The organism is Streptococcus mitis, assembly GCF_000960005.1.
GTDB classification, from domain to species: domain Bacteria; phylum Bacillota; class Bacilli; order Lactobacillales; family Streptococcaceae; genus Streptococcus; species Streptococcus mitis_CK.
On the sequence record NZ_JYGP01000003.1, the window covers coordinates 19,071 to 36,187 of the forward strand.

18 protein-coding genes are annotated in these 17,117 nt (G+C 40.8%); 9 read left to right on the top strand and 9 right to left on the bottom strand.

What is annotated here, in order from left to right; translation table 11 throughout:
• Positions 1-160 precede the first annotated feature (160 nt).
• From TZ90_RS08770 to TZ90_RS08795, 6 genes are all read right to left on the bottom strand, one after another.
• Entirely contained in the window at positions 161-547 is a 387-nt protein-coding gene (locus tag TZ90_RS08770) for a DUF956 family protein (RefSeq protein ID WP_000248235.1), read from the bottom strand.
• Positions 548-561: 14 nt separating this feature from the next.
• Complete coding sequence (locus tag TZ90_RS08775) at positions 562-1,476, bottom strand: PTS system mannose/fructose/sorbose family transporter subunit IID (RefSeq protein ID WP_045612730.1); 915 nt, start codon at positions 1,474-1,476, stop codon at positions 562-564.
• Positions 1,477-1,491: 15 nt separating this feature from the next.
• Positions 1,492-2,289: a PTS mannose/fructose/sorbose transporter subunit IIC gene (locus tag TZ90_RS08780; protein ID WP_001095147.1), complete on the bottom strand. Its 798-nt coding sequence runs from the start codon at positions 2,287-2,289 to the stop codon at positions 1,492-1,494.
• 17 nt (positions 2,290-2,306) lie between these two features.
• On the bottom strand, positions 2,307-3,308 hold the full coding sequence (locus tag TZ90_RS08785; protein ID WP_045612731.1) for a PTS sugar transporter subunit IIB: 1,002 nt from the start codon (positions 3,306-3,308) through the stop codon (positions 2,307-2,309).
• 233 nt (positions 3,309-3,541) lie between these two features.
• Entirely contained in the window at positions 3,542-4,561 is a 1,020-nt protein-coding gene (gene adhP / locus TZ90_RS08790; protein WP_000649145.1) for an alcohol dehydrogenase AdhP, read from the bottom strand.
• A 224-nt stretch (positions 4,562-4,785) separates the two neighbouring features.
• On the bottom strand, positions 4,786-5,598 hold the full coding sequence (locus TZ90_RS08795; RefSeq protein ID WP_045612732.1) for a Cof-type HAD-IIB family hydrolase: 813 nt from the start codon (positions 5,596-5,598) through the stop codon (positions 4,786-4,788).
• Between the two features lie 189 nt (positions 5,599-5,787).
• On the opposite strand from TZ90_RS08795, the gene TZ90_RS08800 reads away from it, so the two are divergent.
• The 6 genes from TZ90_RS08800 to folK all read left to right on the top strand — a co-directional run bounded on the left by TZ90_RS08800 (position 5,788) and on the right by folK (position 11,800).
• A complete protein-coding gene (locus TZ90_RS08800) occupies positions 5,788-7,206 on the top strand; it encodes an NCS2 family permease (protein WP_045612733.1) in 1,419 nt (472 codons plus the stop codon).
• A 104-nt stretch (positions 7,207-7,310) separates the two neighbouring features.
• On the top strand, positions 7,311-8,018 hold the full coding sequence (locus TZ90_RS08805; RefSeq protein ID WP_045612734.1) for a CPBP family intramembrane glutamic endopeptidase: 708 nt from the start codon (positions 7,311-7,313) through the stop codon (positions 8,016-8,018).
• A 93-nt stretch (positions 8,019-8,111) separates the two neighbouring features.
• Positions 8,112-9,086, top strand: a complete 975-nt coding sequence (gene folP / locus TZ90_RS08810; protein ID WP_045612735.1) for a dihydropteroate synthase — start codon at positions 8,112-8,114, stop codon at positions 9,084-9,086.
• A 1-nt stretch (position 9,087) separates the two neighbouring features.
• Positions 9,088-10,410 (top strand): bifunctional folylpolyglutamate synthase/dihydrofolate synthase, encoded by a 1,323-nt coding sequence (locus TZ90_RS08815; RefSeq protein ID WP_045612736.1) that lies wholly within the window; start codon positions 9,088-9,090, stop codon positions 10,408-10,410.
• A complete protein-coding gene (gene folE, locus TZ90_RS08820) occupies positions 10,391-10,945 on the top strand; it encodes a GTP cyclohydrolase I FolE (protein ID WP_000380919.1) in 555 nt (184 codons plus the stop codon). The genes TZ90_RS08815 and folE overlap by 20 nt, the downstream gene beginning before the upstream one ends.
• A gap of 42 nt (positions 10,946-10,987) precedes the next feature.
• Positions 10,988-11,800 (top strand): 2-amino-4-hydroxy-6-hydroxymethyldihydropteridine diphosphokinase, encoded by an 813-nt coding sequence (gene folK / locus TZ90_RS08825; RefSeq protein ID WP_045612737.1) that lies wholly within the window; start codon positions 10,988-10,990, stop codon positions 11,798-11,800.
• Positions 11,801-11,997: 197 nt separating this feature from the next.
• Here the strand turns inward: folK and TZ90_RS08835 are convergent, their stop codons facing one another.
• Positions 11,998-12,315 (bottom strand): DUF960 domain-containing protein, encoded by a 318-nt coding sequence (locus tag TZ90_RS08835; RefSeq protein ID WP_000886035.1) that lies wholly within the window; start codon positions 12,313-12,315, stop codon positions 11,998-12,000.
• 236 nt (positions 12,316-12,551) lie between these two features.
• Here TZ90_RS08835 and ccpA point away from each other — a divergent pair, with 236 nt between their 5' ends.
• Positions 12,552-13,562 (top strand): catabolite control protein A, encoded by a 1,011-nt coding sequence (gene ccpA / locus TZ90_RS08840; RefSeq protein ID WP_045612738.1) that lies wholly within the window; start codon positions 12,552-12,554, stop codon positions 13,560-13,562.
• Between the two features lie 51 nt (positions 13,563-13,613).
• Here the strand turns inward: ccpA and TZ90_RS08845 are convergent, their stop codons facing one another.
• Positions 13,614-14,576 (bottom strand): asparaginase, encoded by a 963-nt coding sequence (locus tag TZ90_RS08845; protein WP_045612739.1) that lies wholly within the window; start codon positions 14,574-14,576, stop codon positions 13,614-13,616.
• Positions 14,577-14,641: 65 nt separating this feature from the next.
• Here TZ90_RS08845 and TZ90_RS08850 point away from each other — a divergent pair, with 65 nt between their 5' ends.
• A complete protein-coding gene (locus TZ90_RS08850) occupies positions 14,642-16,030 on the top strand; it encodes a Cof-type HAD-IIB family hydrolase (protein ID WP_045612740.1) in 1,389 nt (462 codons plus the stop codon).
• Positions 16,031-16,064: 34 nt separating this feature from the next.
• Here TZ90_RS08850 and TZ90_RS08855 read toward each other — a convergent pair whose 3' ends face one another.
• Positions 16,065-16,517, bottom strand: coding sequence for a universal stress protein (locus TZ90_RS08855; protein ID WP_000079154.1), 453 nt, complete (start codon positions 16,515-16,517; stop codon positions 16,065-16,067).
• A 161-nt stretch (positions 16,518-16,678) separates the two neighbouring features.
• Between TZ90_RS08855 and TZ90_RS08860 the strand changes: the two genes are divergently transcribed.
• On the top strand, positions 16,679-16,981 hold the full coding sequence (locus TZ90_RS08860; RefSeq protein WP_045612741.1) for a hypothetical protein: 303 nt from the start codon (positions 16,679-16,681) through the stop codon (positions 16,979-16,981).
• The last annotated feature ends 136 nt before the right edge of the window (positions 16,982-17,117 follow it).

Consider the following 17,117-nt stretch of genomic DNA (forward strand, 5'->3'; position numbering starts at 1 on the left):
GGGTTATAGCTGATACAATACTCCACCTTTGTTTAGAAATTATAAAATGTTACCTCTTCGTTTCATTTCTACTGAAGAAATTTAACTACTAAAAAGCTCTCCACAACAGTACTGAGTTGATAGAGAGCTTATTATTTATAAGTTTGGAGCGAATTTTGAACTATTTTTTCTTAACAATAAGTTTAAAAAGATTTTTAAAGCCCAATTTAAGTGTTGAGATGATACTAGGAGCTTTTCGTAACTTTTCCCTTGGGATTCTCCTCTGAATTATTTTTAATGTATTACGACTATTTCTACTAGAAAAACGAAATCTACCGTTTTGTTTTGTACGAATTTCAAATCGTGGGATATATTTTCCACCAAAATAAACATCTGCAATTACAAAAGTTACTTCCGTCCAAGGAATTTGAATATAATCGTGTAACTTCGTATCATTATAAAATTCAAAAGATTGATCCCCAATTAGAATATTACCATAGATAGGGCCTTCGCGAAACCAAGTGCCCTTAATAGTATAATCTACAGTTGTATTTAAAGAATTTACCATAAGTCAGTTTTGTTTTATAGAAGGTGAATGAGGTGAAGCACAATAGCTAGAACAAAGATACCTAAAATAATAACGATTGGAGATACTTTTCTTTTAAGGAGATACATACATAGGAAAGTCAAAGCTAACGCAGCTAAACCTGGAACTAATTGATTTAAGTTATCTTGTAAAGTTGTAACTTTATTTACATCTAAAGATCTACCAGATGCGAACTGAGTGAAAGCTTCTTTTAGACCATCTGCTCCAGCAGGTAATTTTTCCCAATCAATATAAGCACCTTCTTGTTGTTTTACAGTAGAAACTACAGGTGTAAATGTAATGCTTACCCAACGTTGAATCAAAGCACCAATAACAAACATCCCCATCATTGAAGCACCACGTGTAACTTGTTGAAGTAAGTTCCCTGATAAATCGTCAGTGATAGCTGTCCCTGCTTTGTATCCAAATTCTTGGCTATACCATTTAACTGCTGCAACCATAGCATTCCAAAGTACAAAGAAAACGATTGGTCCTAATATGTTCCCTGAAATAGCTAAACTTGCACCGAGTGAAAGGAAAATAGGACGGAGAGTAAACCAGAATAGTGGGTCTCCAGCTCCAGCAAGAGGTCCCATCATACCAATTTTAACACCAGAAATTGCAGCGTCATCGATGTTAGCTCCATTAGCTCTTTCTTCTTCAAGTGCTAGAGTGACTCCAAAAATTGGGTTAGCCATAAATGGTTGAGTACTGAAGAACTCTAAATGACGTTTTAAAGCTGCAGCACGGTCTTCTTTAGAAGTATACAATTTTTTAATTGCAGGAATTAGGGTATAAACGAAACCACCATTCTGCATACGCTCATAGTTAAATGAACTTAAAAGAAAGTATGAACGTAAGAAAGCTTTAAAGCGATCTGATTTTGTAAGATTAATTTTATTTTCAGCCATTTTATTCCCTCCTGATTAAAAGTCTTCTAGAATGTCTCCGAGTGGATCACCAGAGTTATTATTAGAAGAACTATTTGTACCGCTAGCTTCAAGAGCAAGGTAGATGATTGCAAGACAGACACCAATAATACCTAGACCAATTAAGGTTAATTGATTGATAGCTGCTAAAGCGAAACCTAGGAAGAAGAAAGGCCAAACTTCACGGCTAGACATCATGTTGATAACCATGGCATAACCAACGGCAACAACCATACCACCACCAATTGTCATACCTGCTGTTAGCCATTGTGGCATAGACTCTAGACCACTACGAACAACTTCAGATGGAATTAGCATTAGAAGTAAAGCTGGGATTGCAACTCGAAGACCTTGTAAAGACATACCAATCATATGCCATCTTTCAATACCAGCAATATCTGCAGCCTCAGCACGACTATCCATTGCGTGTGCGATAAATACTGTAGCAGTACGAACAATCATAGTTAAACCGAGTCCAGCAACAGCTAGGGGAACTGCAAGTGCAATAGCAGAACCGATACCATTAGTACCTTGTCCTCCTTGGATTAGAATGATTGCTGAGGCAACTGCTGCAAGAGAAGCGTCTGGAGCCATAGCGGCACCAACGTTAGCCCATCCCATGGTAATTAATTGAAGACTACCGCCTAACATAATCCCTAATTCGAGATTTCCTGTTACTAGACCAATCAAGGAACAAGCAATAACGGGTTGATAAGTTTCAATCTGGTCGTTAACTGAGCTACAGCCGATAATGAAAGAAACAATAACGACTAAAAGAATTTGCATTGTATTCATTTAGATATACTCCTATATTATTTTTCTGCTAACTTGCTTTCAGCTGATTTAATTAAAGTATCAATATTTGATGGACTATCACTTGGGACACCACGAACATCAAATTTGACACCTAGCTTCTGCAACTCTTTAATGGCATCAATGTCTTTTTGATCGAATGATAAAGCTTTAGTAACATTAACTTTACCCTCTTTATAGGCAGAAGAACCAAGATTAATTTCTTCTACTTCAACTCCAGCTTTAATAGCTGATAAGGCATCTTCTACAGATTCAAATAACAACATTGCACGTGTGTTTCCAAAACGTGGATCATTATTAGCTTTCACCATATTTTTAATTGGAATTACATGAGCTTTAACTCCACTAGGAGCAGCTTGCTTAATCATGTTAGTGCGTAATTTATCATTACATACTGTATCAGAAACAACAATAATTCTGTCAGGGTTGCTAGAACGTGTCCATCCGGTTGCCACTTGTCCATGTAGGAGTCTAGTATCTACACGAGCTAGGACATACTTGATTTTCCCATCACCGATAACAGTTCCTTCTGGAATCGCAGCTTGGGCAACTGGAGCAGCTGCAACGCTTGCTACTTCCTCAACTGGGTTGAGCTCTTCTGGAAGAGCTTTGATGCCATCTTTGGCTTCTTTAATGATATTCGCAGCAACTTTTTCTACACCTGCAGCAGCATCCATCAGGCGCTCTGTGTAGGCTTGAATTAACATCGGTAAATTAAGTCCTGTGATGATGGCAAACTTACGCTCAGGATTTTCTCCCATCACGCGGCTAGCTTGGTTAAATGGAGATCCACTCCAAAGGTCAGCCAGAACTAGAACCTCATCTTCTGCGTCAAATGCAGCAACAGCGTTATTAAACTTAGCGTATAGATCATCAGGACCTTCATTTGGCATAAAGGTTACAACTTGAACCTTTTCTTGTTCACCAAAGATCATAGATCCTGACTGATGAATACCCGCAGCAAATTCGCCGTGGCTCGCAATAATGATTCCGATACTCATTATTGTCATTCCTCCTTTTTTTTTTGGTTTTCGTTTAAGAAAACTTTAAGACTTTTTAAGTATAAACCGTTTTCATCTAAAAATCAACTATTTATCATAAAATAATTAAAAAGATTACATCTGAAAATATTGATATATTGAGTTTTAGAGAAGTTTTTTTGAATCCTTATTAAAAAATTTAATATAAAAAAGTTGGAAGCGCATTCCAACTTTTAAAATAGGTTTCTAATAGATTAGTGGGTGAAGTCGAGTACCATACGTCCTTGGATTTGACCTTTTTCCATTTCGTCGAAAATGGCTACGGCATCTTCTACTGGACGTTTTTGGACAACTGGAACTACTAAACCTTCTGCACCGAATTGGAAGGCTTCTTCCAAGTCTTTACGAGTTCCAACGAGAGAACCGATGACTTGGATTCCATCTAGAACGGTTTTCACGATGCTGAGTTCCATCATTTCAGAAGGAAGACCAACAGCGACTACGCGACCACCAGCACGAACTGAGTCAACAGCCTGGTTGAAGGCAACTTTAGATACAGCAGTTACGACAGCTGAATGAGCTCCACCATCAGTTTTTTCCTTGATGAGTCCAGGTACATCTTCAACTTCGAGGCCGTTAATAACAATGTCAGCGCCTACTTCTTTTGCAAGAGCAAGTTTGTCGTTATTGATATCAACTGCGATGACATGAGCATTGAATACTTTTTTAGCGTATTGAACAGCTAGGTTACCAAGTCCACCAGCACCGTAAAGAACAACCCATTGGCCTGGTTCAACTTTTGCTTCTTTTATAGCTTTATAGGTTGTTACACCAGCACATGTGATAGAAGAGGCTTGGGCTGGATCAAGTCCGTCAGGAACTTTAACAGCATAGTCTGCAGTTACGATACATTGTTCAGCCATACCACCGTCTACGGAGTAGCCAGCATTTTTCACTGTACGGCAAAGAGTTTCACGGCCAGTAGTACAGTATTCGCAAGTGCCACATCCTTCAAAGAACCAAGCAACGCTGACGCGGTCGCCGACTTTAAGGCTTTTCACATCTGGGGCAATTTCTTTAACGATACCAACACCTTCATGTCCTAGGACACGTCCTGGTACCTGACCGAAGTCGCCATGGGCAACGTGAAGGTCAGTGTGGCAAACACCACAGTATTCAATTTCTACAAGTGCTTCCCCAGTTTCAAGTGGACGGAGTACTTTTTCTTCAATAGCAACACCAGTGCTTTCTGGATTTACAACAACAGCTTTCATAGCTATCCTCCTTGATATTAACGGAGAGCAGGAGAAACAGGACTGGATTGATTTTGTATCAACAGAGTCGAGTATGACGAGCTCTCTTGTATTTATATGTGAAGTATATCACAAAAGAAAGCCTTTTCCAAGGTTTTGGAGGCAAAAAGTAGAACAATCGATTAACTGGTTGATGAGACTGTGAAAAGAGCACAAAGACCAGCTCGTAAGCTGGTCAGTATGGACTATAAGAATAAGTCTTGCAGGGTTTTGGCAACACCGTCTTGGTCATTGGTCAGGGCGATTTGCTCATCTGCATAGGGGAGTAGCTCTGGGTTGGCATTTTTCATTGCATAACCTTTCCCAGCAAAAGCGAGCATTTCGGTATCATTGTGCTCATCTCCAAAGGCAATCAAATCCTTTTTGTCACGGTTCATTACCTTGAGCAAGTAGTCCAAAGCAAAGGCCTTGTTGACACCTTTTGGGGTACACTCAAGGATATTGAGCGGACCTCCCCAGGTATTGATAGACAGTTGATGCTGGTAGAAGGCGTTCATTTCTTTTGCCAAGGCATATTTGTCACTGACTCTGGTCTGTAAAAGAATACAGTTAGGATCCTTGGTTACTAACTCTGGCTGAAATTGATCTTCAGGATGGAAAGATTCTACACCAAATAGTTTGGGATTGGCAATTTCTTCATTAGGATTTGTAATGTAGAATTTTTTACGATATTCTCCAGCGATAAAATCGGCTTGAATGTCCTCTGAACGTTGAACCATGTCTAAAAGATATTTTTTGTCTACCGTCAAACACTTTTCAAAATCCCAAACTTGGTCTGGTAAATGAGTAAGGGAGCCGTTGAAATTAATCATAGGAGTGTTTAAGCCTAGTTCACGGTAAAAATCTTTTGACATACGGTAAGGGCGACCTGTCGTAATAATAACCTGATGGCCTTTTTCAGCAACTTTTTTAATAGTTTCTTTGGTAAAGTCAGAAATCTGACTGTCCGAGTTGAGAAGGGTTCCATCCAGGTCAACTGCAATAATTTTTTTCGTCATAGGGACCTTTCTAGTGTCTTTTCAGATAAGATGTCTACTATTATAACAGAAAGCAGGCAGAAAAGCAGATTCCAAACAAAAAATGAAATTTCATCAAATTCTTAAATAAATCAAACAAAGATATTGAAAAAGTGAATGATAAATGATATAATTCTATTATTGTTCGTAAAAATTAAAAGGAGATTGATAATGGACAAATTATTTAAACTAAAAGAGAACGGTACGGACGTTCGTACAGAGGTTCTCGCTGGTTTAACAACTTTCTTTGCAATGAGTTATATTCTCTTTGTAAACCCACAAATGCTTTCGCAAACAGGAATGCCTGCTCAAGGTGTCTTCCTAGCGACGATCATTGGTGCAGTAGCGGGTACCTTGATGATGGCCTTCTATGCTAACTTACCTTATGCTCAAGCGCCAGGTATGGGTCTTAACGCCTTCTTTACATTTACAGTCGTATTTGGACTCGGTTATTCTTGGCAACAAGCCCTAGCTATGGTCTTCATCTGTGGGATTATCTCATTGATTATTACCTTGACAAATGTTCGTAAAATGATCATTGAATCGATTCCAAATGCTCTTCGCTCAGCTATTTCAGCTGGTATCGGTGTCTTCCTTGCCTATGTAGGGATTAAGAATGCTGGACTTTTGAAATTTACGATTGATCCAGGTAACTATACTGTTGTAGGAGAAGGGGCTGACAAAGCTCAAGCGACGATTGCAGCAAACTCTTCAGCAGTTCCAGGCTTGGTCAGCTTTAATAATCCAGCTGTTTTGGTGGCACTTGCAGGACTGGCCATTACTATCTTCTTTGTTATCAAAGGAATTAAAGGGGGAATTATCCTCTCTATCTTGACAACAACTGTTCTTGCTATTGCAGTTGGTTTGGTAGATTTGTCTAGTATCGATTTTGCTAACAACCATGTTGGTGCAGCCTTTGAAGACTTGAAGACAGTCTTTGGTGCAGCTCTTGGTTCAGAAGGTTTGGGAGCTTTGATTTCAGATACAGCTCGCTTACCTGAAACTCTTATGGCCATTCTTGCCTTCTCGTTAACAGATATTTTTGACACAATTGGTACTTTGATTGGTACAGGTGAAAAAGTTGGTATCGTAGCGACAAATGGTGAAAATCACCAATCAGCTAAGTTGGATAAGGCTCTTTACTCTGACTTGATTGGTACTTCAATTGGTGCCATCGCTGGTACTTCGAACGTAACGACTTATGTTGAGTCTGCTGCTGGTATCGGTGCAGGTGGACGTACTGGTTTGACAGCCTTGGTTGTTGCTATCTGTTTTGCGATTTCAAGTTTCTTTAGCCCACTTCTAGCTATTGTGCCTTCATCTGCTACAGCTCCAATCTTGATTATTGTTGGGATTATGATGCTAGGTAGCTTGAAAAATATCCATTGGGACGATATGGCTGAAGCAGTTCCTGCCTTCTTCACATCTATCTTTATGGGATTCAGCTACTCTATCACTCAAGGGATTGCAGTTGGTTTCTTGACTTACACTTTGACTAAGATTGTCAAAGGTCAAGCTAAAGATGTTCATGTCATGATTTGGATTTTGGATGCCTTGTTTATCCTTAACTACATCAGTATGGCCTTATAATAGGATAACCCAGGGGGATTTTCCCCCTTTTTTAATACAAAGGAGATTGTGATTAGCTCGCAAATATATTCAATGATGTTTATTAAGACTAAGGAGGAAAAATCATGAAGGAGAAGAGTATGTGGAAAGAGATAGTGAACAGGGGCAAATGGGTAATTATTTTTTTAGTAGCCCTTCTTTTTTCTCAGCTTCCTTTGGCTTTGTCCTATTTTCTAACAAGTAGACGATTTCCATTGTTGCAATCAGGACTATTAGTATCTGCCTTATCTTTGTTGGTTTTACTTATATTTATCATCGGAGCTCGAAAATCACAGTTGGCTAGTTTTGGTTTATCGTTTTTCAAGGCTAAGGATTTGGCTAGATTGGCCTTAAGCTATCTAGTGATTCTTGCCTTTAATATTCTTGGTGTAGTCTTACTGCGTTTGATGAATGAAACAACAACCAGCAATCAATCAAATATTAATGATTTGGTCCAGAATAGTTCCTTAATTTCCAGTTTTTTCTTACTGGTTCTAATAGCTCCTATTTGTGAGGAGATTTTATGTCGAGGAGTGATTCCTAAAAAACTCTTTCGTGGTAAAGAAAATGTGGGTTATATAGTCGGTGCTATTATCTTTGCCTTGCTTCATTTACCGACAAATCTACCTTCTCTTCTTATCTATGGAGGAATGTCAACTGTGCTAACTTGGACAGTTTATAAAACCCAACGTTTGGAAATGTCTATCTTACTTCACATGATTGTTAATGGAGTTTTTTTCTGTTTGTTGGCTCTCGTGGTGATTTTGAGTCGGACATTAGGGATCTCTGTTTAAGATTTTTGACAATTGCTTACTTGTTTCTACTGGGAAAAAGATGAATGCAATCGTGTCCATCTTTTTCTTTTTATGGTAAAATAGAGAAATAATATGATGAAAAGCCTTGAGGGAGTGACCGATATGTCAAGTAAAGCCAATCATGCAAAGACAGCTATTTGCGGAATTATCAATGTAACCCCAGACTCCTTTTCGGACGGTGGTCAATTTTTTGCTCTTGAGCAGGCACTCCAGCAGGCTCGTAAATTGATAGCAGAAGGGGCTAGTATGCTAGATATCGGCGGAGAATCGACTCGGCCGGGAAGTAGCTATGTTGAGATAGAAGAGGAGATCCAGCGTGTTGTTCCAGTGATTAAAGCGATTCGCAAGGAAAGTGATGTCCTCATCTCTATTGATACTTGGAAAAGTCAGGTGGCAGAGGCTGCTTTGGCTGCTGGTGCCAATCTAGTCAATGATATCACTGGTCTTATGGGTGATGAAAAAATGGCCCATGTGGTAGCTAAGGCTGGAGCGAAAATAGTCATCATGTTTAATCCAGTTATGGCTCGACCTCAGCATCCTAGCTCGCTCATCTTCCCTCATTTTGGATTTAATCAAGCTTTTACAGAGGAAGAGTTAGCTGACTTTGAAAAAATGCCAATCGAAGAATTGATGGAGGCTTTCTTTGAACGAGCACTAGCGAGAGCAGAGGAAGCTGGTATTGCACAAGAAAATATCCTGTTGGATCCGGGAATCGGCTTTGGTCTGACCAAGAAAGAAAATTTGCTTCTTTTACGGGATCTGGATAAACTACATCAGAAAGGCTATCCAATCTTTCTTGGAGTGTCGCGCAAGAGGTTTGTCATCAATATTCTTGAAGAAAATGGTTTTGAAGTCAATCCTGAGACAGAACTTGGTTTCCGCAATCGAGATACGGCTTCGGCTCATGTAACTAGTATTGCTGCAAGACAGGGTGTAGAAGTGGTGCGCGTGCATGACGTAGCTAGTCACAGGATGGCAGTTGAAATTGCCTCCGCCATTCGTCTGGCTGATGAAGCGGAAAATCTAGATTTAAAACAATATAAATAAGATGAAAGAATTTGAAAACAATCAGTGGATTGCCCACTATCGGACGGATCAACCGCATTTTGGCTTGGAACGAATGGTGGAACTATTAGCTTTGCGTGGCAATCCCCATCTCAAACTCAAGGTCATCCATATCGGAGGGACCAATGGCAAGGGTTCGACCATTGCTTTTTTGAAAAAGATGCTAGAAAAGCTAGGGCTGAGAGTTGGCGTGTTTAGCTCGCCCTATCTCATTCATTACACAGATCAGATTAGCATCAATGGGGAATCTATCCCAGAGGCTAGACTAGAAGCCCTCATGGCAGACTATCAGTCGTTGCTGGAAGGGGAATCGGCTGCTAATTTGCAGGGGACAACTGAGTTTGAGATTATCACAGCTTTGGCCTATGACTACTTTGCCTTAGAGCAAGTAGATGTGGCTATCATGGAAGTGGGCATGGGTGGACTTTTGGATAGTACCAATGTTTGCCAGCCCATTTTGACAGGAATTACGACTATTGGATTGGACCATGTAGCCCTACTTGGTGACACTTTGGAGGCCATAGCAGAGCAGAAGGCAGGTATTATCAAACAAGGGATTCCCTTGGTAACAGGGCGTATTGCTCCAGAAGCTTTGGCTGTGATTGACCGCATTGCGGAAGATAAAAATGCGCCGAGACTTGCCTACGGGGCAGATTATCAGATCAGCCATCAAAAGAGTGTGGTAACGGGTGAAGTCTTTGACTATACAAGTGTTGTCAGACAAGGTCGCTTCCAGACTGGCCTGCTTGGTTTGTACCAAATAGAGAATGCTGGGATGGCCATAGCTTTACTTGATAATTTTTGTCAAGAAGATGGTCGAGAACTAGCAAGCGATCACTTGCTTGCTCAAGCCTTGGAAGAAACAAGTTGGCCAGGGCGTTTGGAAATCGTGTCAAGAGATCCCTTGATGATTTTGGATGGAGCCCACAATCCCCATGCTATCAAGGCTTTATTAGCAACCTTGCAAGAACGCTTTGCGGATTATCGTAAGGAAATCCTCTTTACTTGCATCAAAACCAAGGCCTTGGAGGATATGTTGGACTTGCTGGGGGCCATCCCAGATACCGAGCTTACCCTGACACATTTTGACGATAGTCGGGCGACTGATGAAAACGTGCTGAAAGAGGCAGCCAAGTCTAGAAATCTCAGCTATCAAGGTTGGCAGGATTTTCTAGAGCAGAAATTGACAGATAAAAAAGAAGAGAAACAAACAGTTAGGATTGTCACGGGTTCCTTGTATTTCTTGAGCCAAGTGAGAGCCTATCTGATGGAGAGGAAAAACGAAAATGGATACACAAAAGATTGAAGCAGCTGTAAAAATGATTATCGAGGCTGTCGGAGAGGACACTAACCGCGAGGGCTTGCAGGAAACACCTGCTCGTGTGGCTCGTATGTACCAAGAGATTTTTTCAGGTCTTGGTCAAACAGCGGAGGAACATTTGTCAAAATCCTTTGAGATTATTGATGATAATATGGTGGTAGAAAAGGACATCTTTTTCCATACTATGTGTGAACACCACTTTCTACCATTTTATGGGAGAGCACATATTGCCTACATTCCAGATGGTCGTGTGGCAGGTTTGTCTAAGCTAGCCCGTACGGTTGAAGTTTATTCTAAAAAACCACAAATTCAAGAACGTTTGAATATCGAAGTGGCCGACGCCTTGATGGACTATCTAGGTGCTAAAGGAGCCTTTGTTGTCATTGAGGCGGAACATATGTGTATGAGCATGCGTGGTGTCAGAAAACCAGGCACTGCAACCTTGACGACAGTAGCTCGTGGTCTATTTGAAACAGATAAGGACCTCCGAGACCAGGCTTATCGTTTAATGGGACTATAAAAAGAATCCGCTTTGGGCGGATTTTTCTAGAAAGGAATCATTATGGATCAACTACAGATTAAGGATTTGGAAATTTTTGCCTATCATGGTCTTTTTCCTAGTGAGAAAGAATTGGGGCAGAAGTTTGTTATTTCCGCAATCCTATCCTATGATATGACCAAGGCGGCTACAGATTTGGATTTAACAGCCTCTGTCCATTATGGAGAACTGTGCCAGCAGTGGACGGCTTGGTTTCAGGAAACAACTGAGGACTTGATTGAAACGGTAGCCTACAAACTGGTAGAACGTACCTTTGAGGCTTATCCTCTTGTCCAAGAAATGAAGCTGGAACTGAAAAAACCTTGGGCACCAGTGCATTTGCCACTAGATACTTGCTCGGTAACCATTCATCGCCGCAAGCAACGAGCCTTTATCGCCCTAGGAAGCAATATGGGAGATAAACAAGCAAACTTGGAGCAAGCCATTGAGAAAATGCGAAATCGAGGTATCCATATTCTTAAAGAGTCCAGTGTCTTAACGACGGAGCCTTGGGGTGGTGTGGAGCAAGATAGCTTTGCTAATCAAGTGGTTGAGGTTGAAACCTGGTTGCCCGCCCCAGTTCTATTAGAGACCTTGTTAGCCATTGAGTTAGAGATGGGACGGGTGAGAGAAGTACATTGGGGGCCTCGTTTGATTGATTTGGACTTGCTCTTTGTGGAGGATCAGATTCTTTATACAGACGACCTCATCTTGCCTCATCCTTATATAGCGGAACGCCTTTTTGTCCTTGAATCTCTTCAAGAAATTGCGCCTCATTTTATCCATCCTACCTTAAAGCAACCGATCCGCAACTTGTATGATGCTTTGAAAAAATAGAAAAAACTCTAGTTTTCAGTCACTTGCAACTGAAGGCTAGAGTTTTTATACTCTTCGAAAATCTCTTCAAACCACGTCAGCGTCGCCTTACCGTACATATGGTTACTGACTTCGTCAGTTTCATCTACAACCTCAAAGCAGGGCTTTGAGCAACCTGCGGCTAGCTTTCTAGTTTGCTCTTTGATTTTCATTGAGTATTAAAATAGGTCATTTTCTTCTGGGAGGAGGATAGTTTCTCTACCGTCCATATCTAAAACCAGTACTCTCGGGGGATAAAGAGGGTCAAAGGGATGGTTAAAGTCAAAATCAATGGCTGTAGGGAGGTGTTGACTTGAAAAGTGGAAGGTAATTTTTCCTTGGTTATTGAGCAATTGAAACTCGAGTTCTTCTTCCAATTCAAAGACATTTTTTAAGAAATGGTCGATGATATACCAAAATGAGTCAATAACGTCATCAGGCAAGCTGGTAACAATGCCAAAACTAGCTGACCGCATGTGGGTATTGGTAAAAGCCATATTTCTTCCCCCTTTCTTTTCCCTTATCATACAGCAAATAGGATTAAAAATCAAGAAAAGGTGATTTTTTCTTCATAAACATAGCTTCCTATGAAATTTTTTCAAATAATCTTCAAAAAACGCTTGAAAGTGTTTACAAATAGTGATAAAATGGAATAAGTGGAATCATGAAAACGAAATTTTCATACCGTCTCTTTTTTGGAGTCTCGTGAGGTATGATATAGAAAGGAAATGGAATGAATACAGACGATACAGTAACGATTTATGATGTCGCCCGTGAAGCAGGAGTTTCAATGGCGACGGTTAGCCGTGTAGTCAATGGCAATAAGAATGTAAAAGAGAACACCCGTAAAAAAGTGCTTGAGGTGATTGATCGTTTGGATTACCGTCCAAATGCAGTGGCGCGTGGTTTTGCAAGTAAAAAGACAACCACTGTTGGTGTCGTGATCCCCAATATTACCAATGGTTATTTCTCAACGCTTGCCAAAGGGATTGATGATATTGCTGAAATGTACAAGTATAATATCGTCCTTGCTAATAGTGATGAGGATGATGATAAGGAAGTTTCAGTTGTCAATACATTGTTTTCTAAGCAAGTAGATGGTATCATCTTTATGGGCTACCACTTGACTGAAAAAATTCGTTCAGAGTTTTCTCGTTCTCGGACACCAGTTGTTCTTGCAGGTACTGTGGATGTGGAACATCAGCTTCCAAGTGTCAATATTGACTACAAACAAGCTACGATTGATGCAGTGACCTACCTTGCTAAAGAAAATGAGCGTATTGCTTTCGTAAGCGGTCCATTAGTGGATGACATCAATGGTAAGGTTCGTTTGGTTGGCTACAAGGAAGCCTTGAAAAAAGCAGGGATTTCTTATAGCGAAGGATTGGTATTTGAATCTAAATACACTTATGAAGACGGCTATGCCTTGGCAGAACGCTTGATTTCATCAAATGCAACTGCAGCAGTTGTAACAGGTGATGAGTTGGCAGCAGGTGTCTTGAACGGCCTTGCTGATAAGGGTGTGTCAGTACCAGAAGAGTTTGAAATCATTACTAGTGATGATTCGCAAGTCTCACGTTTTACCCGTCCAAACTTGACAACTATTGCCCAACCTCTTTATGACCTTGGTGCCATTAGTATGCGTATGTTGACTAAGATTATGCACAAGGAAGAGTTGGAAGAACGTGAAGTTCTCTTACCTCATGGTTTGACAGAACGTCGTTCAACACGAAAACGTAAATAGAAAAAATCAGGGAATCGTGCAGATTTCCTGATTTGTTTTTAGAGAAGAGACTTAGCCTTCCATATAGTCTTTCAAAGCCTGCCCTGTTAGTCCGGCATTGAGGGCAATGAGGAGTTTCAAGCGAGCTTTTTGGGCATTGAGTTCTTTAACAAAGAAGACACCAGATTTTTGCAACTGCACACCCCCACCTTGGTAGGCATAAACAGGCTCAGCGATACCGTTAAAGCATCGTGAAACCAAGGCGACAGGGATTCCTTTTTGTAGAAGGCTTTCTAACTTTTGAGCCGTTTCTTTGGGAATATTACCAGCTCCGAAGGCTTGGATAATCAAACCGTCCAATTGTTCCAAATCCAGCATATCAATCAGCTCATCTGTCATACCAGCATAAGCAGAGATGATAGGGACTAAGCCTTGTATGTGATCAAGGTCAAAGCGAACACGAGGTTCAGCTGTTTTGAAGTAGAGGATTTCCTGTTTCATGATGAGACCAAGGGGGCCGTGTGTTGGAGTCTGGAAGGTGCTAACGTTGGTTGTATGTGTTTTGGTAACATACTTGGCAGCGTGGATTTCATCGTTCATAACGACCAAAACTCCTTTGTCAGCAGCCTTGTCATCGCTAGCTACCCTTAAAGCACTCAGATAATTATAAACACCGTCACTACCGAGTTCGTTGGAGCTACGCATGGCCCCTGTTAGAACGATAGGCATATGGGGAACTTCCATTGTATCAAGGAAATAGGCTGTTTCCTCTAAAGTATCGGTTCCATGTGTAATCACCACTCCATCGTAGTTAGCAGCTCCCTCTTTAATTTTCTGGTAGAGAGCCAGCATATGCTTGGGTTTGATATGGGGACTTGGCAGGTTAAAAAAGTCTAAGGCGTGGACTTGGATTCCTTCAAGTGGGTTGGACACATGGTTCATGGGATTATCTGAACTTGTCACAACAGCGCCAGAAGCATCGGCCTGCATAGAAATAGTCCCACCCGTATGTAAAACAAGGATTTTCTTAGGCATGATTTACTCACTCTTTCTGAAATGTGGTATAATCATTGTATCACAAAAGGGGAGATTGGGATAGGATGGAAGTCAAAGCTGTTTTTTTTGATATCGATGGAACCTTGGTCAACGATCGCAAGAGTGTTTTGAAATCCACTAAGGACGCGATTAAAATTGTCAAAGAACAAGGGGTGCTTGTCGGCGTAGCGACAGGTCGAGGACCTTTTTTTGTTAAGGAATTGATGGACGATTTGGATTTGGACTTTGCGGTAACCTACAATGGCCAGTATATCTTTACTAAAGACAGAGTCTTGTTTACGAGCCCAATTTCCAAGTTACATTTGCGCCAGCTCATTACTTATGCTAAAAAAGAGGGTAAGGAGATTGCCCTAGGGACCAAGGATGCCATGTTGGGTTCCAAAATCATGTCCTTTGGTCTGGGTTCTTTTTCTCAACGAATCAGTCGCTTCGTTCCCTCAGTTTTAACTCGGACAGTGAGTCATTCCTTTAATCGTATGGTCAGCAAGGTTGTTCCCCAAAAGGAAGAAGACCTGCTTGATCTAATGAATCAGCCTATCTACCAAGTTTTGATGCTGATGACGCCAGAAGAATCTGAGAAGGCGGCAGCTGATTTTGAAGACTTGAAATTGACACGTAGCAATCCTTTTGCAGCGGATGTCATCAATCAAGGAAACTCTAAATTGGAAGGCATACGCCGAGTCGGGAAAGAATATGGTTTTGATCTCAACCAAGTGATGGCCTTTGGTGACTCAGATAATGACCTAGAAATGCTGGCGGGTGTCGGTATGTCGGTCGCTATGGGAAATGGTAGTAGCAGTGTTAAGGAAGTTGCTAAGCACATTACCACCAGCAATCAGCAAGACGGAATCCACAAGGCCTTGGAACATTTTGGTGTTCTGGCCTCAGAAAAAGTCTTTGTCAGCCGTGACTATCATTTTAATAAGGTCAAGACCTTCCACCATATGATGGATGAACGAACCCAAGAAGAACCACGAGCTTGGGATTTAGAAGGTGCAACCCACAGGGCTGGCTTTAAAATAGAAGAATTGGTGGAGTTTGTTAGAGCTGCCAGTCCTTCTGAAGAGGACTTTGGTCAAGCTCTATCGCAACTTCATCAAGCTCTTGATAAGGCGGCAGATAAAGTAGCTAAGAAGACGCCTGCTCAGCAAGATTTGATAGGTCAGGTAGATGCTCTGATTGACACGCTTTACTTTACCTACGGTAGTTTTGTCTTGATGGGAGTGGACCCAGAACGTATTTTTGATATTGTTCATCAGGCTAATATGGGGAAAATTTTCCCAGATGGCAAGGCTCATTTTGATCCAGTGACCCACAAAATCTTAAAGCCAGATGATTGGGAAGAAAAATATGCTCCAGAACCTGCTATTAAAAAGGAACTGCAGCGCCAGCTCAAGGCTTATGAGCGTCATAAAGAGAGAAATAAACAGTAAAGAAAAAGGAGCTGTGGGCTCCTTTTCGTCGTAATTATAAGGTTTTTTCTTGTTCTCTCACAACCAGCAAATCGACCTTAGCATGGCGGAGGATGTATTCAGATGAAGAGCCGACCAAGAGGCGTTCAAAGGCGTTGAGACCAGTGGCACCAACGAGAATGAGGTCCACTTCTTCAGCATCAGGAATAGTACGTGCCAAGAGGGTTTTTGGATTTCCCATTTCAATGACGATATGAACATCTGCCACTCCAGCATCTTTAGCACGTTTTTCGTACTCTTTCATCAGACTTTCAGCGTCGACTTGGAGTTCTTCGTAAACTTCAGCATCAAAGGTGGATACGCTTTGGAGTGCGCGTGTGTCAATGACATGTACGATGGTGAGTTTAGCGTCGTTTCGTAGAGCAGAATGAACTCCCTTGACAAAAGCTAAGTCTGCTTCTTTAGAACCATCGATTGCGACCATGATATTTTGGTAACGTTGTGCCATAATGAAACCTCCTGAAATTTTCTTACTATAATTGTAAACCTTTTCACTATAGAAGTAAAGCAAAAAAAGTATTTTTTAAAAGAATGTTAGCGCTTAAAATCTATATAAATATATGATAAAATAAAAGAAAGGATAGCAGGAAAGAAGTGAAGGGAGGGAGAATGATGAAGCACTCTTTTCAAGAAACAAAAAATTCAAATTTCCTTTATTATGGAATCATCCTAGTTTCAGTCTTGCTAGAAGTTATTATGATCTGGCAATTAGAGAAGCTAATTCCGCTTCTCTATCCAGGTTTTGTTGGCTTTTTAGTCTTTCACCTACTCTACCATTTGGTATTATTCCTAGTCGCTAAACGAAGTGGACGTTGGGATTACTTGATGATATGGGGACTTTTCCTCATGTTCAATCTTCTTTATGACTCCTTTTTAGGCTTACTTTTTCTAGGTTTATCTTTTGGTATGTGATGTGTTTTTCGCAAAATACCTGCTATCTCCCCTGTCTTGACCTCGCTTTTAGCGAGGCTTTTCTTCTGTAGGATTTTAGTAACACATTTCAGTAAACTTGTCGCATTTTCTTTCTAGTGGTATAATGTTACTATCC

Excerpts from the sequence above, each read along its gene's own strand:
- TZ90_RS08770 (WP_000248235.1), bottom strand. The coding sequence starts at position 547 with ATGGTAAATTCTTTAAATACAACTGTAGATTATACTATTAAGGGCACT.
- TZ90_RS08775 (WP_045612730.1), bottom strand. The coding sequence starts at position 1,476 with ATGGCTGAAAATAAAATTAATCTTACAAAATCAGATCGCTTTAAAGCT.
- TZ90_RS08780 (WP_001095147.1), bottom strand. The coding sequence starts at position 2,289 with ATGAATACAATGCAAATTCTTTTAGTCGTTATTGTTTCTTTCATTATC.
- TZ90_RS08785 (WP_045612731.1), bottom strand. The coding sequence starts at position 3,308 with ATGAGTATCGGAATCATTATTGCGAGCCACGGCGAATTTGCTGCGGGT.
- adhP (WP_000649145.1), bottom strand. The coding sequence starts at position 4,561 with ATGAAAGCTGTTGTTGTAAATCCAGAAAGCACTGGTGTTGCTATTGAA.
- TZ90_RS08795 (WP_045612732.1), bottom strand. The coding sequence starts at position 5,598 with ATGACGAAAAAAATTATTGCAGTTGACCTGGATGGAACCCTTCTCAAC.
- TZ90_RS08800 (WP_045612733.1), top strand. The coding sequence starts at position 5,788 with ATGGACAAATTATTTAAACTAAAAGAGAACGGTACGGACGTTCGTACA.
- TZ90_RS08805 (WP_045612734.1), top strand. The coding sequence starts at position 7,311 with ATGAAGGAGAAGAGTATGTGGAAAGAGATAGTGAACAGGGGCAAATGG.
- folP (WP_045612735.1), top strand. The coding sequence starts at position 8,112 with ATGATGAAAAGCCTTGAGGGAGTGACCGATATGTCAAGTAAAGCCAAT.
- TZ90_RS08815 (WP_045612736.1), top strand. The coding sequence starts at position 9,088 with ATGAAAGAATTTGAAAACAATCAGTGGATTGCCCACTATCGGACGGAT.
- folE (WP_000380919.1), top strand. The coding sequence starts at position 10,391 with ATGGATACACAAAAGATTGAAGCAGCTGTAAAAATGATTATCGAGGCT.
- folK (WP_045612737.1), top strand. The coding sequence starts at position 10,988 with ATGGATCAACTACAGATTAAGGATTTGGAAATTTTTGCCTATCATGGT.
- TZ90_RS08835 (WP_000886035.1), bottom strand. The coding sequence starts at position 12,315 with ATGGCTTTTACCAATACCCACATGCGGTCAGCTAGTTTTGGCATTGTT.
- ccpA (WP_045612738.1), top strand. The coding sequence starts at position 12,552 with ATGAATACAGACGATACAGTAACGATTTATGATGTCGCCCGTGAAGCA.
- TZ90_RS08845 (WP_045612739.1), bottom strand. The coding sequence starts at position 14,576 with ATGCCTAAGAAAATCCTTGTTTTACATACGGGTGGGACTATTTCTATG.
- TZ90_RS08850 (WP_045612740.1), top strand. The coding sequence starts at position 14,642 with ATGGAAGTCAAAGCTGTTTTTTTTGATATCGATGGAACCTTGGTCAAC.
- TZ90_RS08855 (WP_000079154.1), bottom strand. The coding sequence starts at position 16,517 with ATGGCACAACGTTACCAAAATATCATGGTCGCAATCGATGGTTCTAAA.
- TZ90_RS08860 (WP_045612741.1), top strand. The coding sequence starts at position 16,679 with ATGATGAAGCACTCTTTTCAAGAAACAAAAAATTCAAATTTCCTTTAT.